General features: G+C 59.0%; 14 protein-coding genes and 1 pseudogene. 12 read left to right on the forward strand and 3 right to left on the reverse strand.

The window, feature by feature from the left end; all coding sequences use genetic code 11:
• Positions 1-65: 65 nt before the first annotated feature.
• Positions 66-548 (reverse strand): cold-shock protein, encoded by a 483-nt coding sequence (locus AC3EMD_RS09800; protein WP_012541308.1) that lies wholly within the window; start codon positions 546-548, stop codon positions 66-68.
• Between the two features lie 190 nt (positions 549-738).
• Here AC3EMD_RS09800 and AC3EMD_RS09805 point away from each other — a divergent pair, with 190 nt between their 5' ends.
• Positions 739-1437: an RluA family pseudouridine synthase gene (locus AC3EMD_RS09805; RefSeq protein ID WP_302074052.1), complete on the forward strand. Its 699-nt coding sequence runs from the start codon at positions 739-741 to the stop codon at positions 1435-1437.
• A 24-nt stretch (positions 1438-1461) separates the two neighbouring features.
• Here AC3EMD_RS09805 and AC3EMD_RS09810 read toward each other — a convergent pair whose 3' ends face one another.
• On the reverse strand, positions 1462-2001 hold the full coding sequence (locus AC3EMD_RS09810) for a DUF2058 domain-containing protein (RefSeq protein WP_012967804.1): 540 nt from the start codon (positions 1999-2001) through the stop codon (positions 1462-1464).
• 368 nt (positions 2002-2369) lie between these two features.
• Between AC3EMD_RS09810 and dgoR the strand changes: the two genes are divergently transcribed.
• The 6 genes from dgoR to AC3EMD_RS09840 all read left to right on the forward strand — a co-directional run bounded on the left by dgoR (position 2370) and on the right by AC3EMD_RS09840 (position 8032).
• Positions 2370-3059: a D-galactonate utilization transcriptional regulator DgoR gene (gene dgoR / locus AC3EMD_RS09815; protein ID WP_022066201.1), complete on the forward strand. Its 690-nt coding sequence runs from the start codon at positions 2370-2372 to the stop codon at positions 3057-3059.
• Positions 3056-3973, forward strand: coding sequence for a 2-dehydro-3-deoxygalactonokinase (locus AC3EMD_RS09820; RefSeq protein ID WP_012541312.1), 918 nt, complete (start codon positions 3056-3058; stop codon positions 3971-3973). The genes dgoR and AC3EMD_RS09820 overlap by 4 nt, the downstream gene beginning before the upstream one ends.
• Complete coding sequence (locus AC3EMD_RS09825; RefSeq protein WP_023340379.1) at positions 3918-4535, forward strand: 2-dehydro-3-deoxy-6-phosphogalactonate aldolase; 618 nt, start codon at positions 3918-3920, stop codon at positions 4533-4535. The genes AC3EMD_RS09820 and AC3EMD_RS09825 overlap by 56 nt, the downstream gene beginning before the upstream one ends.
• Positions 4532-5680, forward strand: coding sequence for a galactonate dehydratase (gene dgoD, locus AC3EMD_RS09830; RefSeq protein ID WP_023322864.1), 1149 nt, complete (start codon positions 4532-4534; stop codon positions 5678-5680). Before AC3EMD_RS09825 ends, dgoD begins: the two co-directional genes overlap by 4 nt.
• 94 nt (positions 5681-5774) lie before the next feature.
• A complete protein-coding gene (locus tag AC3EMD_RS09835; protein ID WP_012967807.1) occupies positions 5775-7088 on the forward strand; it encodes an MFS transporter in 1314 nt (437 codons plus the stop codon).
• Positions 7085-8032 (forward strand): 2-hydroxyacid dehydrogenase, encoded by a 948-nt coding sequence (locus AC3EMD_RS09840; protein ID WP_008804356.1) that lies wholly within the window; start codon positions 7085-7087, stop codon positions 8030-8032. Before AC3EMD_RS09835 ends, AC3EMD_RS09840 begins: the two co-directional genes overlap by 4 nt.
• Before the next feature lie 56 nt (positions 8033-8088).
• Here AC3EMD_RS09840 and AC3EMD_RS09845 read toward each other — a convergent pair whose 3' ends face one another.
• A complete protein-coding gene (locus tag AC3EMD_RS09845) occupies positions 8089-8418 on the reverse strand; it encodes a gamma-glutamylcyclotransferase family protein (RefSeq protein WP_032754702.1) in 330 nt (109 codons plus the stop codon).
• A 632-nt stretch (positions 8419-9050) separates the two neighbouring features.
• Between AC3EMD_RS09845 and tssK the strand changes: the two genes are divergently transcribed.
• From tssK to AC3EMD_RS09870, 5 genes and pseudogenes are all read left to right on the forward strand, one after another.
• Positions 9051-10391: a type VI secretion system baseplate subunit TssK gene (gene tssK / locus AC3EMD_RS09850; RefSeq protein ID WP_072125851.1), complete on the forward strand. Its 1341-nt coding sequence runs from the start codon at positions 9051-9053 to the stop codon at positions 10389-10391.
• Positions 10388-11041, forward strand: a complete 654-nt coding sequence (tssL, locus tag AC3EMD_RS09855; protein WP_012541320.1) for a type VI secretion system protein TssL, short form — start codon at positions 10388-10390, stop codon at positions 11039-11041. Before tssK ends, tssL begins: the two co-directional genes overlap by 4 nt.
• Positions 11042-11044: 3 nt before the next feature.
• Entirely contained in the window at positions 11045-12742 is a 1698-nt protein-coding gene (locus AC3EMD_RS09860; protein WP_302074053.1) for an OmpA family protein, read from the forward strand.
• A 181-nt stretch (positions 12743-12923) separates the two neighbouring features.
• Positions 12924-13048 (forward strand): annotated as a pseudogene (locus AC3EMD_RS09865) (hypothetical protein).
• Between the two features lie 150 nt (positions 13049-13198).
• Positions 13199-15826, forward strand: coding sequence for a type VI secretion system Vgr family protein (locus AC3EMD_RS09870; protein WP_302074054.1), 2628 nt, complete (start codon positions 13199-13201; stop codon positions 15824-15826).

Below are 15826 nucleotides of genomic sequence, written 5' to 3' on the forward strand. Positions count from 1 at the left end.
GAGGGGCGATGGCGGCTAGTCTATCGGGCAGGTCTTCGGGCGCGCGGGAAACCGCGCGCCGGGGCTTACACCTTAAGCAGTTTTACCGTGGCATCGATATCGATTTCGTCTTCCGAGAAGATCAGGGTTGTCCCCTGAAAGGTGGTGATCGCCAGCTTTTTCACCGAACGCATCTCTCCCGGCTGCACTGTGGATTTTGGCCGGATGCTGTTCATCAGCAGCCCGACCGACAGCACCGCGTTTTCTTTATCGACGCGGGTCTCGACCGGCTCCTCCTCATGGTACACCACATAGGATTTGATGGAGGTCAGCTTCAGCCGCTCGCCGGCGATATAGATATATTTGCTCTCCGGAATGACCTTCACCGCGTAGGCCGACAGCCCTTTATTGTTGGTGGTAGGTTCGAAAGTCACCGCCGCGTCTTTCTTGATAAGATCAGGATTGGCGACCTTAATCACGTGAAAATAACGATTTTCGCCGTTTTCATCTTTGATAAATCCAAAACCTTTATCTTTAAACCACGTTGTGATTGTTCCGTTCATCGCCATTACCGTATTACTCGTTGGTTAACACAAATTTTGCAGCGCGCAGTGTAAAGCACATTGCCTGTGCAGGCCATGCCTTTGCGATAAGTGTGGGTGATAAATGACGCCGCCGCGAGGGCGGATTGTGCGCCAGCATCGTGCCGGCGGCCAAAATGGGGTACTATCGCCAGCCACTCCTTCTTCGGGCCGCCTGATGTCCACCATTATCGATACCTTTGTCGCGCCGCCGTGCCGCGAACAGATCACCCTCTTGTATCAGGACGAACACCTGCTGTTGATCAATAAACCCGCCGGGCTGCTGAGCCTGTCGGGCAAAGATCCGCGCAACCTTGACTCCGTGCATCACCGGCTGGTTCAGCGCTTTCCGGGCTGCACCCTGGTGCACCGCCTGGACTTCGGTACCTCCGGTCTGATGGTGGTGGCCCGCAACAAAGACGTTAACGCCTTGCTGTGTCAGCAGTTCAGCCAGCGCACGGTGGCAAAGGTCTATACGGCGCTGCTGTGCGGCCACCTGGCGGAAGACGAGGGGATCGTGGAGGCGGCAATCGCCAAAGATCCGGCCCGTTTCCCGCGCATGTCGCTCTGCGCCCGGCACGGCAAACCGGCGCGTTCGCGCTATCGGGTCATTGACCGCCTGTATCAGTCACGGGATGGGGAGAGGGCGCTGGCGTTAACCTGGGTGGCGCTTACCCCGGAGACCGGGCGCACCCATCAGCTGCGCATCCACTGCCAGCTGCTGGGCTATCCGATCCTTGGCTGCGATTTGTACGGTGGCCGGGAGCTGCCCGGCACGGAACACGCTCCGCGGCTGATGCTGCACGCCAGCGAACTGCGCTTTGTCCACCCCGTCAGCCATGAGCCGATGCATATCCAGCAGGCGAGCCCGTTCTGATCGCCTGCGGCGAGAGAACCGGGGTTACCACATCAGATCGTCGGGCACCTTAAAGTCGGCGTACGGATCGTCTTCATCCTGCTCATCCTGACTCAGGGCGCTGTGCAACACGATGCTGCTGGCGTCGCGCTGGGCGATTTTCTCGGCCACCACCGCCGGAATAATCGCATATTCACCTTCGGGCTTGTTATCCACCGCCAGGCGGGCAATCGCCAGACGGCCGTTAATCAGCTGGGTCTGGGTGGTCTTGTCGACCATGATTTTTTTGATCAGATTATTATCGGTGAAGTTAAAGCCGATATCGCCCCGGGCGACCGTAATGCGGTTCATCTCGATCAGCTGCTTCACCTGGGCTTTATACTCTTTCGCCAGCACCGCCTGCTTTTGCTGCTCGCTGAGCTGCTTATCGCGCTCCAGCTGAGCTTTTTTATTTTCTTCCACCGCTTCCCGGGCCTCACGGGCCTGAACGCGGGATTTTTTTGCCGTCCTCTGGACTTTAGCCATTTTTTTGCTGCTGACCAGGCCGGCTTTGAGCATCTGCTCTTGTAAGGTGAGTTTTGTCATCTGCGTGTCTGAAACTGAGGAAACATCTGCCAAGTATACCTGCATTGGCCGAAACGACGCCAGACTACCCACTGTTCGTTACCCCGATTAGCCTGACAGCCCCCCGCCGAAGCCGCGTTAACCCAGCCTCGCAGGCCCATCTTTCCCGTCCCCGGCGAAGGATCGTCGCCACCATTTTTGGCATGCCGACGATCCTTTTTTGTGATGGATTGTCTTTTTTGTGATCTGAATTGTAGTACAATTTTTATTAATAGTACTACTATGTGTCACAGGCAAGGATGAACAGGTTCACGTTTGTACTACCAGACTGGGTGGAAACGCGCTGAACGGAGTAAAGTAACCGGGCATAACCCCGTTAAGGACACGCTATGAACCTGACTAAAACCGATCGGCTGATGGTGACCCTGGGCCGCCAGATTGTGAGCGGCAAATATCTTCCCGGCGCGGCGCTGCCGGCGGAGGCTGACCTGTGCGAGGAGTTTGCCACCTCCCGCAACATCATCCGCGAAGTCTTTCGCTCGCTGGAGGCGAAGCGCTTGATTGAGATGAAACGCTATCGCGGCGCCTTCGTCGCGCCGCGCAGCCAGTGGAATTTCCTCGACAGCGACGTATTGCAATGGGCGCTGGAACAGGATGAAGACCCGGGGCTCATCGCGGCGATGAGCGAAGTGCGTAATCTGGTGGAGCCGGCGATAGCCCGCTGGGCGGCAGAGCGGGCCACCTCCAGCGATCTGGCGCAGATTGAGGCGGCGCTGAATGACATGATCGCCAACAACCAGCAGCGCGATGCCTTTAATGAAGCCGACATTCGCTATCACGAAGCGGTGCTGGCGTCAGTGCATAACCCGGTGCTGCAGCAGCTCAGCGTGGCGATTAGCTCGCTGCAGCGCGCGATATTTGAACGGACCTGGATGGGGGATGAGGCCAACATGCCGCAAACGCTCCAGGAACATAAAGCGCTGTTCGATGCGATTCGCCATCAGGACAGCAACGCGGCAGAGCAGGCGGCGCTCACCATGATCGCCAGCTCGACACGAAGACTGAAGGAAATCACATGACATCTCGCTACATCGCTGTTGACTGGGGATCGACCAATTTTCGCGCCTGGCTGTTTGAGGGCGAACGCTGCCTCGACAGCCGACAGTCGGCGGCGGGGATCGCCCGCCTGAACGGTCAATCGCCGGCAGCGGTGTTAGCGACACAAATCCATGGCTGGCGCGAGGGGCGTACCCCAGTGGTCATGGCGGGAATGGTAGGCAGCAACGTGGGCTGGAAGAACGCGCCCTATTTACCGCTTCCCGCCGATTTCACGGCCATTGGCAACCAGTTGACCGCCGTAGATGAAGGGATCTGGATTGTCCCCGGGCTTTGCACTTCCCGCGAAGACCACCACAACGTCATGCGCGGCGAAGAGACACAGCTCCTCGGCGCACGCCTGCTGGCCCCTGCGGCGGTGTACGTCATGCCCGGCACCCATTGCAAATGGGTCAAAACCGACGGCCGGCGGATTGAAGACTTTCGCACGGTGATGACCGGCGAACTGCACCATCTGCTGCTGACGCACTCCCTGATCGGTGCGGGATTACCCGAGCAGCAGGCTGCGCCGGCGGCGTTTCACGCCGGGCTGGCGCGCGGCCTGGCCGCGCCCGCGGTGTTGCCACAGCTTTTTGAGACCCGCGCCGCGCACCTGTTGGGGGCGCTGGCCCGGGAGCAGGTGAGCGAGTATCTATCCGGCCTGTTAATTGGCGCGGAGGTGGCCAGCATGCGCGCCTTCATTGCCGACGAACAGGCTATCGCGATCGTTGCCGGCCCGTCCCTCTCCGCGCGCTATCAGCAGGCATTTCAGCTGCTGGGCCGCCAGGTGACGACAGTGTCGGGCGACGATGCCTTTCTGGCTGGTATAAGGAGCATCGTACATGCAGTGGCAAACCTCACTTCCGCTGATCGCTATTCTGCGCGGCATCACCCCTGACGAGGCGCTGGCGCACGTCGGTGCGGCGATCGCCGCCGGGTTCGACACCGTGGAGATCCCGCTCAATTCACCGCAATGGCAGCAGAGCATCCCGGCCGTGGTCGAGGCCTACGGCGCGCAGGCGCTGATTGGCGCCGGAACGGTGCTGCAGGAAGCGCAGGTCGATCGGCTGGCGCAGCTTGGGGCGCGGCTGGTGGTGACCCCCAATGTGCAGCCGGCGGTGATCCGCCGGGCCGTCGGGCACGGGATGACCGTCTGCGCCGGCTGCGCGACGGCAAGCGAGGCGTTTACCGCGCTGGAGGCCGGGGCGCAGGCGCTGAAGATTTTTCCCTCTTCGGCGTTTGGCCCCGACTACATCAGGGCGCTGAAAGCGGTTTTGCCCGCGTCGGTGCCGGTATTTGCGGTCGGCGGCGTCACGCCGGAAAACCTGGCGCAATGGATCGAGGCCGGTTGTGCGGGCGCGGGGCTGGGCAGCGATCTCTATCGCGCCGGTCAGCCGGTAACGCGGACCGCAGAGCAGGCCGCCGCATTTGTTAGGGCGTATCAAGAGGCTGTGAAATGAAAATAACCAAACTGACCACCTGGCGTTTACCCCCGCGCTGGATGTTCCTCAAGATTGAAACCGACGAGGGGATAGTCGGCTGGGGCGAGCCGATCGTCGAAGGCCGGGCGCGCACCGTGGAGGCGGCGGTACATGAGCTGGGGGACTATCTGATTGGCCAGGATCCGGCGCGGATCAACGATCTGTGGCAGGTCATGTACCGCGCCGGCTTTTATCGCGGCGGACCGATCCTGATGAGCGCGATCGCCGGTATTGACCAGGCGCTGTGGGACATCAAAGGGAAGGCGTTAAATGCGCCGGTCTGGCAGCTGCTGGGCGGCCTGGTGCGCGATAAAATCAAAGCCTACAGCTGGGTAGGAGGAGACAGGCCTGCCGAGGTCATTGCCGGGATTAAGACGCTGCGCGGGATGGGGTTTGATACCTTCAAACTCAACGGCTGTCAGGAAATGGGGATGATTGACAGTTCGCGCACGGTGGATGCGGCGGTGAACACGGTGGCGCAGATCCGCGAAGCATTTGGCAACGACATTGAATTTGGCCTCGATTTTCATGGCCGCGTCAGCGCGCCGATGGCGAAACTGCTGATTAAAGAGCTGGAACCCTATCGGCCGCTGTTTATCGAAGAGCCGGTGCTGGCCGAGCAGGCGGAGTACTACCCGCGGCTGGCGGCGCAAACCGCGATCCCGCTGGCCGCCGGCGAGCGCATGTTCTCGCGCTTTGAGTTCAAGCGGGTGCTGGAGGCCGGCGGCCTGGCTATTTTGCAGCCCGATCTCTCTCACGCTGGCGGCATCACCGAATGCTTCAAAATCGCCGGTATGGCGGAAGCGGCGGACGTGTCGCTGGCTCCGCACTGCCCGTTAGGCCCCATCGCGCTGGCCGCCTGTCTGCACGTGGACTTTGTTTCCTACAACGCTGTCTTCCAGGAGCAGAGCATGGGGATCCACTATAACCAGGGCGCCGAGTTACTCGACTTCGTGAAAAACAAAGCCGATTTCAATATGGAGGGGGGGTACTTTAAGCCGTTAATGAAGCCGGGGCTGGGGGTCGATATCGACGAAGAGAAAGTGATTGAGATGAGCCGACGCGCTCCTGACTGGCGGAACCCCGTCTGGCGCCTTGCCGATGGCGTGGTCGCCGAGTGGTAGTCCCCGGTTAATACCTGCTGCGATTCTTAATATCAATCTTTGCCTGGCGCGGGCGGTCTTCCCCTGCCCGAGGCAAAGTCATGGGGTTATTATTATGAGCATTGAACTCTGTACTTCTACATTAAAAAAGCTAAACAGCAAAATCATCCCCTTTATTATTATCTGCTATTTTGTCGCCAATCTTGATAAAACCAATATTTCCATTGCCGCGCTGCAAATGAACGCCGATCTGGGATTAACGGCCAGCATGTACGGCCTTGGGGTCGGCATGTTTTATATTTCCTATATTATTTTCGAAATTCCCAGCAACCTGATCATGACCCGGGTGGGGGCGCGGATCTGGATCGCCAGAATAATGATCACCTGGGGAATGGTGAGCGCCGGCATGGCGTTCGTCCAGACGCCGACCCAGCTCTATATTATGCGTTTTTTACTCGGCATGGCGGAGGCGGGATTCACCCCAGGGATTATTTACTATATCTCCTGCTGGTTTCCGAAGCGCAACCGGGCGCGGGCGATGTCGTTCTTTTATATGGGATCGGTGCTGGCGTCGATCATCGGGCTGCCCGTCTCGGGGCTGATTTTAAATATGCATGGCATTGCCGATGTTGCCGGCTGGCGCTGGCTGTTCGCCATTGAAGGGGTTCCCGCCATCGTGCTGGGGGCGCTGGTGCTCTGGCTGCTACCTTCCAGCCCGCAAAAGGCGGCCTGGCTCTCTGAGGCGGAGAAAGGCTGGCTGACGGCGCAGATTGCCGCTGATAACCGCGGCGCGGTAGTTAATCAACACGCCTCCTGGTTCAGTGCGCTGAAAAATAAAGTGGTACTCCTGCTGAGTCTGGTCTGGTTTCTGCAGGCGTTCGGCTCCATCGGTATCACGCTTTTCTTACCGCTGATCCTCAAAAGTATGGTCAGCGAGCAGAGCGATGTGGTCATTAGTCTGCTGTCCGCGGTGCCGTTTATTTTCGCCTGCCTGTTTATGTACCTCAATGGCCGTCATTCGGATCTGACCGGCGAGCGGGCATGGCATATGGGATTGCCGCTGATTCTGGCCGGTCTCTCGCTGGCTGTCGCCATCTATGCCGGCAACCTGCTGGTTGCCTATCTGCTGCTGGTGCTCACCGTGGGCTTTAATTTCGCGCTAACGCCGGTGTTCTGGGCGGTGACCACCGAGAAGCTGGCGGGCGTGGCGGCCGCGGCCTCCATTGCATTTATCAACACCATCGCCAATTTTGTCGGCTTAGGCTTGCCGCCGCTGCTCGGGAAGATTAAGGACCTGACCAACAGCTATCACTCCGGACTGCTGATCGTCGCCGTGGCGCTGGCCCTTGGCGGGATTATCGGCATCATCGTCTCCCGGAGCGGCCAGAAACCCTCCGCCTTCCACACTCTGAAAGAAGATAAGCTATGAAACTGAACGTGTTAAAACAGGCTTCGCTCCCGGATGCCCTGACTGCGGAACTGGCGCGACGCTATCACCTCGTGGAGCTGACCGCACTCACTGACGCCGACTTTCGCGCGCTGGCCGGCACCTTTACCGTGCTCATCACCAACGGCGAAGCCACCGTGACGCGAGAGCTGATCGCCAGCCTGCCTGCGCTGGAGCTGATCGCCGTCTTTGGCGTCGGCTACGATGGCGTGGATGTGCAGGCGGCTGCAGAGCACCAGGTGCGGGTCAGCCATACGCCGGGGGTGTTAACCGACGATGTGGCGGATCTGGCGCTGGGCCTGATGCTGGCGACCTCGCGGCAGATCGTCGCCGCCCACAAGTTTATCGAAGCGGGCGAGTGGGCGGCGGGCGGTTTTCCGTGGACGCAAAAAGTCTCCGGTTCGCGGGTCGGCATCGTGGGCATGGGGCGCATCGGCCAGGCCATCGCCCGGCGCTGCGAGGGGTTCGCCATGCAGATTGCTTATCATGACCGCAAGCGTCTCCCGGCGCTAAATTATGCCTGGCGGGAAGATCTGCTGACCCTGGCCGCGGAGAGTGATTTTCTGGTTATCTGCACGCCGGGAACGGCGGCAAACCAGGGGCTCATTAACCAGCCGGTGCTGGCGGCGCTGGGGGAGAAAGGGATCCTCATCAATATCTCGCGCGGCAGCGTGATTGATGAGCCCGCGCTGGTTGCCGCGCTGGAGAGCGGGATTATCGCCGGGGCGGGGCTGGATGTCTTCAGCCATGAACCGGCGGTACCGGCCGGGCTGCTGCAGCGCAGTAATGTGGTCGTCACACCGCATATGGCCAGCGCCACCTGGAGCACCCGCGCGGCGATGGCGCAACTGGTGCTCGATAACGTCGCCTGCTGGGCTGAAAAGAAGGCGCTGGTGACTCCAGTGGCGGAAAGCCTGGCGGACTGACCGCAAAGCCGGAACGCGCTGGGCTGCTGTATTGTACAGCGCGTTCGCGGCGGGGATTACTCCCGGGGCTGAAGCTGATAAATCCAGGCGCTGACCTGCTGTCCATCGTCGGTGCTCACCTCCACCGGCACCCGATCGTACCCCTCCTCAAAGTCGTCCAGCATGGGCCAGTGCGCCGCCAGCCGATCGGACAGGAACAGATAGCCGTTGACCCGCGGGCCGTGAGCGTCGAGGACGATCCCCGGAAAATCGGCGGCTGCGCCCCAGCCGCACGCGTAAAAGGTGCCGGTGACGTAGCCGGGACGCCACTCGCCCCCGATCGCCTCCAGAATGTGCGCATTGCTGCGACCGGGACAGAGCGTCCCATAGACAAATAGCGGTTTCATTTTCTCTCTCTCGTTCGCCCTGATACCCGCCCACAGCGGAGCGGAAAACCAAAATACGGGGTAATTCAGCGCCTGGCAATGGCCGGGTGGGGCGGGGCACTCCTCCGGGCATCTCTCTGATGCCGGGGAACGCTTTGGCCTCGGCGCTAATGAAGTTATATCGATTGCGATGATATTTTTATTATTATTTATAATTAAGGTTAATGTAAATAAGCCTGACGGAGAGACTAATTCGCTAATTAACATTCAATGGGGAAATAATAAAACGATAGCTTATGGAATACTCCTTCTCAATGAATTAAACAAGAGCCATAAAAGCAGCCGTAGGTTGAATTCAGATATTATTTAGGGCCAGGCGTTACCTCCCCTGGCTTTTTCGCTTTATGATAAACCTCCCTTGTACAAAGAATACCATCTGACTTCGAAACCCTCGCGGGCAGAGTTGATATTTCCTTTCCCTGAAGCGGCAGGCAATACATCGTGCCGAACGACGTTCGGGAGAAAAACCGCTAGTGATGAACAGGCCAGAGCAAAGGCAGAGGCTGAGGCGAACGCACGGCGGATGAAGGATATCCGACCGGGCATTTGGTCCTGTCTGCAGACCAATGAAAGCGAAAGGCACAGGAGGTGCAATGAAGATTTTCCGCCCATTATGGCGCGACGGGGCTTTTCTGGTCCCGCAGCAGTTTCAGCAACAGGCTCGCTGGGATGCGCACGTCGCCGATACGGTCTCCCGCATGGCGCTCGCCCACCCGTGGGGGGTATTGCGCGCGGAGTTTGACGCCAGCGCGCTCACCCTTTCCCGGCTCAACGCCACCCGGCTGATCGTGCGTTTCGCCGACGGAACGCTGATTGACACCGAGCTGGCGGATACTCTGCCACCGGTCCGTGATGTCTCGGGCGTGATGCTGGACAGCGTGGAGGTTGTGCTTGCTCTGCCGCTGCTCAGCGCCAGCGGCGGCAATCTTGATGACGGCCAGGAGAGCGCCCGCCCGCGCCGCTGGCGCGCCGAGCAGGTGACCGTGCAGGAGCTGGCCGGCCATGAACGTAGCGAACTGGCCGTTCTGCGGCACGCGCTGACGCTGCGTCTCTCCACCGAGGAAAATGCGGCCTTCCTTACCTGCCCGGTAGCGCGTCTGGTGCGCGATGCCCAGGGGCAGTGGATCGTTGACCCGGAATTCATCCCGCCGCTGCTGTCGCTGGCGGCAAGCCCGACGCTGGTCAGCGAGCTGGGCGAGCTGTTACATCGCCTGCAGGCCCGACGCAGACGCCTGATGGCCATGCGCCGTGAAAGCAATGCGCGGATGGCTGATTTTGCCGTGGCGGATGTTTCCCTGTTCTGGCTGCTCAACGCGCTGAACAGCGCCGAGCCGGTGCTCAGCGAGCTGCATCAGGACCCTTCGCGCCATCCGGAGCTGCTCTATCGTGAACTGGCCAGGCTGGCCGGCAGTCTGCTGACTTTCTCCCTTGAACATCATCTGGAAGCAATCCCCGGCTACCGGCATGCCTCGCCGGAGCAGGTATTCCCGCCGCTGTTTGCCCTGCTGGATACGCTGCTCGAAGTCAGCCTGCCCTCAAGGGTGATCGCCATCGCTCTGGAGCAGGGCGCCGACCGGGAGATCTGGCGGGGCAGGCTACACGATGCGCGACTGCGCGAGGGGGCGGATTTTTATCTGTCGGTGCGCTCTTCACTCCCCCCTCACCAGCTACAGAGCCGCTTTCCGCAGCTCTGTAAGGCGGGTAGCCATGATGATGTCGCCGAGGTCGTCAACATTGCCCTCAGCGGCATCGCGATCAAACCGCTGAGCCACGTGCCGGCGGCGATTCCGCTACGTCTGGAAAACCAATATTTCGCTCTGGATCTCTCCACCGATGCCGCCCGCGCGATGCTGGAGGCCGGCAACTGCACCTTCTATACCCCGGAATCGCTTGGCGACGTGAAACTTGAACTCTTTGCGGTACTGCGCTCATGAATACCTCTGAAAGCGATCTGATCAACAAAACTTTTTACCCGGGCTGGCTGATGGTCAGCCAGTTACGCTGCGGCCAGCCGGTGACCGATGGCGAGGCGCTCTATCGTCAGGCCTGTCGATGGGTGACCGAGGCGCGCGAGGCGCTGACGGCGGCAGGAATCAGTGACACCAGCGCTGAGCAGATGCTCTATGCCTACTGCGCGCTGCTGGATGAGAGCGTCCTCAACCGCGCCAGTCAGGATGATGGCTACCGCAGGTGGCGCAAGGATCCGCTGCAGGCGCGTTTTTTCAGCACTCTCAACGCCGGGGAAGAGCTCTGGGAACGGATCCGCCAGCTGCTGCGAGAGCCCACGGCGGATGCGGCAGTGCTGACTTGTTTCTATCGTACTTTGCAACTGGGGTTTGTCGGGCAGTACCGCGCCCAGGATGACGAACGGCGTGAGGACGTGGCGCATGCGCTTGGCGCACGGGTCCCGCCGTTCAGCCTGACCCAGGAGGCGCCGGTGGTGGTTCGTGCCTCCCGGCTGCGCAGCGGACGGCGGATGTACTGGTGCGGCTGGGCGGTTGGCATTGTGGCGCTGGCCGCGCTGTGGTTGACCTTCTCCGCCGTGCTGTCACAGATGGTGGCGAAGATAGCAGGGCAGGGATAAGAGATGCGTGATAACGCCCGTCGTCTGCTTACGCTACTGACCGTCATCCTGGCCCTGTGGCTGGTGCTGGGCTTCTGGCCGCTGTCCATCGGCAACCAGGTGATCTTCAGTCTGTGCATCCTGCTGGCGGGCGGCGCGGCGCTCTGGCGTCAGCGTCGCCGGGCAGTCAGCCGTCAGCGATCGGAAATCGTCCTGCCGCCCGAGGATTTTCAGGGGGCGGTGGTTCTGGTCTGCGGGGATACCGACGGTCTGTTTCCCGGGCGTTCGGCGCACTGCGAAACCCGTCACGGCTGGTATCTACGGGGAGACAGCGCGGAGCAGTTGCCGCGGCTGGCCCAGTACCTGGCGGCGGCGCGTCCGGCGCTGGTATCGCAGGTTTCCGTGCTGCTGGCGGTGGTACCGGAGCATCACCCCTCCGGGGAGCAACTGGCGCAGTCGCTACGCGACTGGCGGCGGAGTATCGTTCAGTGCCGAACCTGGCTAAACGGTCTGCCGCCGGTGTGGAGCGTGTTCTGGGTGACGCCGCCTGGCGGCCAGGCAGGGGAAAGCCGCTGGTTTACCGTCACGCCGGAGAGGCCTGGTCTCCAGGTGCAGCAGAAAGGACAAGCGCCCCAGTCGGTTGCCGAGTGGCAGCGGGAGGGCAGCCCTGCCTCACGCCTGCATCAGTCGCTGTGGCTGGAGAGCATTCTGACCTTGGCCGAAAACGCTCTTTTCCGGCCATTCCGCGCCCGGCAGGCGGAACTTCCTCCGCTGAACCTGTGTGCCGCGGGCATCTGCCTGACACCGGTGGCGGCGGTGGCAAATAACCTCTGGCAACAGCAAATCGCCGGGATCACCACGCTCTCCCCGGGCAACGCCGCGGCGCTAGGTCCTCACCCGCTGCCGGATCTTCTGCTGTCGTCACTGCCGCACCGCCACGGGGTCAGCCGCCGGATGCGCGATGCCGGTCTTGCCGCTGGCGTGGGCTTCCTCTTTCTGGCGCTGGCGATGCTGGCTTCCTTTATCAACAACCAGCGCCTGGTGCGCAGCGTCGGCGATCATCTGGCGGTGTATCACCGCCTCAGCGGCACGCCGCCGACGCCGAAGCTGCAGGCGCAGCAGCGTCTGCGTGCCGACAGCCGCCAGCTGGATGACTGGCTGCGCCGGGGAGAGCCGTTGCGTTACCGGCTGGGGCTGTATCAGGGGATGCGGCTGATCCCCTTCGTGGAAGCCGCTATCAATGACTGGGCGCCGCCCCCGCCGGTGCGTCCGGTCATTAAGCCGGTTGTGCAGGGGCCGCAGACGATCCGCCTCGATAGCATGGCGCTGTTCGATACCGGCAAATCGACGCTGAAACCGGGTTCGACAAAGCTGCTGGTGAACTCGCTGCTGGGCATTAAGGCCAAACCCGGCTGGCTGATCGTGGTGGCAGGCCATACCGACAGCATCGGCAACGATAAATCCAATCAACAGCTCTCCCTGAAGCGTGCCGAGGCGGTCCGCGACTGGATGCGCGATACCGGCGATGTGCCGGAGAGCTGCTTTGCGGTGCAGGGCTACGGCGAAAGTCGCCCTGTCGCCAGCAACGAGACGCCAGAGGGGCGGGCGCAAAATCGCCGGGTGGAGATCAGTCTGGTCCCGCAGAAGGACGCCTGTCTGACGCCGGGCACGGCTAATACGTCAGGAGCCGGGGCTGACGCCTTAAAAAACGAAACCGAGTAACCCGCGAACCCGATCGCGGACGTTGAATAACAATCTGCCTGCCTGACCCTGTGCGCTACGGGTTCCTGATAAACAGGAAACAGCGATGGGCGGTAGCGTGCCTGCAGCCAGTCAATCTTGTCGGCAAAGCGGGGCCTCTGCGGGGATGAAGCGCAGGAAAGAGGGGATAAAGGCGCTCAGCATAGATAGCGCTAAGGACATTGCCAGAGAAATGCTGGCGGCGATAAACGTTGAAGATTCCGGTTTCTGGCTGCTTTTTTTATTTCTCAGTCAGTGAATATAAATATCTCTGGGGTTTCCTTTTAGTTATGAAATTCCTGGTGGGGTATCTGAGATATCGATATGCACATAAATATATTTATGATGAATGAGATGATTATCATTAAACAAAATTAAACAGTGCATCCTGTTAATTGATTTTTGGTGGTCATTACTGCGGAGTAAAACAGGAATATAATGGATACCTTTTCAATGATTACCGGCACCACCCTTAACCGTTACCAGCTGGATATTCCTTCATGTACCGCATCGCTGGATGTGGAAGAATTCAGTGGGGCAGAAAAGCTGAGTGAACTTTATTATTACACCATTACGTTTACCAGCGCAGAGAAAAACATTGATGCCGCACAGCTCCTGAGCAAACCCGCCATGCTGACGATGGGCGGCGGCGCACTGCAGCAGCTGGCGGACTGCAAACGCGTCCATGGCGTGGTGACTGCCTTCCGGCGTATCAGCAGTTCAGAAGATCAGTCGACCTATCAGATAACCCTCCAGCCGTTTCTCTCCCTGCTGGATAAACAGTTTCGCAGTCACCGTTTTTTCGTCAACAAATCGGTGCCGGAGGTGGTGGAGCAGGTATTGCAGGAACATCATCTGCATGACTGGGAGTATGAGTTTAATCTCAAGCAACACTATCCGCGGCGCGAGCAAATTAATCAGTATCAGGAGAGCGACCTGGCATTTATCCAGCGCCTGCTGGCAGAGGTGGGGATATTTTATTTCTTCACCCTGCAGGAAGAGGCGCAGAGCGAAGTGGTCCACTTCGCCGACGCGCAGCGGGCGCTGATGTTCGATAAAACACTTCCTGTAAACAGCCCGTCCGGGATGAGCGACAGCGGTACGGAATCGATATGGGGTCTGAGCATCACGCATAACGTCGTAGAGGCGAACGTCACTACCCGGGATTATAACCCCCGCGATGCGCAGAGCGTTCTCCAGTCGGCAACAGCGGATATGACCCGGGGAAATGGTGAAGGCCTCACTTACGGTGAGGTATACCACTATAAGCTTCGCCACCTGGCGCGTGGCGATAAAATCGACCCGCAGACGGAGACCGCCAACTTCTATGCCCGTCTCGACCATGAGCGTTTTCTGGCTCACCAGACGCTTATTACCGCGAGCAGTACTGCAGCCTGGCTGGCGCCGGCCCAGGTGCTGACCGTTACCGACAGCCTCCCATCGACCCTGCCTGCGCCCGTGCAGGATCCGCTGTTAATCACCGGCACCGGTTTTACCGCCAGCCGCCGGGAGGCGCTGCGGGTGACCCTGCTGGCGGTGCCCTACAGCGAAACATTGTGCTGGCGTCCGCCGCTGCTGCCGCGCCCGAAGGTGACTGGCACCATGACGGCGCGGGTGACCAGCGCGAAGGCGAATGATATCTACGCCTGGCAGGATGCGTCCGGCCTGTACCGGGTGAAATTTGACGCTGACAGAGAGGAGAAAGGGCAGGGTCAGGAAAGCATGCCGGTGCGTCTCGCCAAACCCTACGGCGGCGACGTGTACGGCTTTCACTTCCCGCTGGTCCAGGGCACGGAGGTGGCGATTGCTTTCCACGAAGGCGATCCTGACCGGCCGTATATTGCGCATGCGCTGCACGACTCGCGGCATGTCGACCCTGTGACGGAGAAAAACAGCACCCGCAATGTGATTCGTACTCCGGCCAATAATAAGCTGCGAATGGAGGATAAGCGCGGCGAGGAGCATATCAAGCTCAGCACCGAGTACGGCGGCAAGACGCAGCTGAATTTAGGACATAACGTTGATGCCAGCCGCAAGCTTAGGGGGGAAGGGTTTGAACTGCGTACCGATTCGTGGGGAGGGATCCGGGCGGGGAAAGGGATATTCATTACTGCGGACAGCCAGACTGAGGCACAAGGGAAAGTGCTGGATATGGCTGCGGTACATTCCTTGTTGACGCAAGCCGTTAGTCAAATGGAGTCTCTTTCACAGGCAGCATCAGCAGCAAAAGCACAGCTCTTGCAATATGAGCAACAACAGGCACTGATGGAAGAGAAGTTACTTGCGCTAAAGCAGGCTGTATTACTGATGAGTGCACCAGAAGGTATTGCTTTAGCCAGTGGAAGTCATCTTCAGGCAGTTGCAAGCGAAAATATTTATATGACTGCAGGGCAAAATGTTGAACTGGGAGCAAAGAAAAATATTACTCTTGCCGCTTCTGAAAAAATATCAATCTTTACCGAAACTGAGGGCATAGAAGCTATTGTAGCCAAAGGCGATCTAATATCACAGGCTCAGTCAGGAAATATTGAAGTAATAGCTAAGCAAAATATTTCGCTGACCAGTACAACAGAGGGGATGACTTTTACAGCGGCAAAAACTTTAACGTTTACCTGTGCTGGCGGGGCATACATTCGCCTGTCCGGAGGAAACATCGAGTTAGGCTGCCCTGGTGATATTATGATGAAGCAAAGTAAGCTTCTCTACAGTGGCCCAGCTTCTATGCAGTCAAATATTCCAGAACTTCCTGATAGTGGTCCACAGTCAATGAGTTTTATGCTGTTAGATGCTCTTGGTAATGCTGCGCCATCTACTATGAAAGTGAGTCTTTTTGATAGTAAATCAAAAGAACAAATATGGAGTTCTGCTTTTAATGATGGAGAGTCAGGTTGTTTTGAACCGCCTGAAAGTGAAAATTTTCATGCAATAATTGGCGATGATAAATGGACGAGCCTTTTTTCTTATAACGATGAGCATGATATTGAGGATGAGACTGATGATGACCTGGATTTCGATGAACATGGTCCGCAATATGATGGTGAATTAAACGAACAAGATAAGGAATAG

Source organism: Klebsiella sp. PK18 (genome assembly GCF_057784655.1).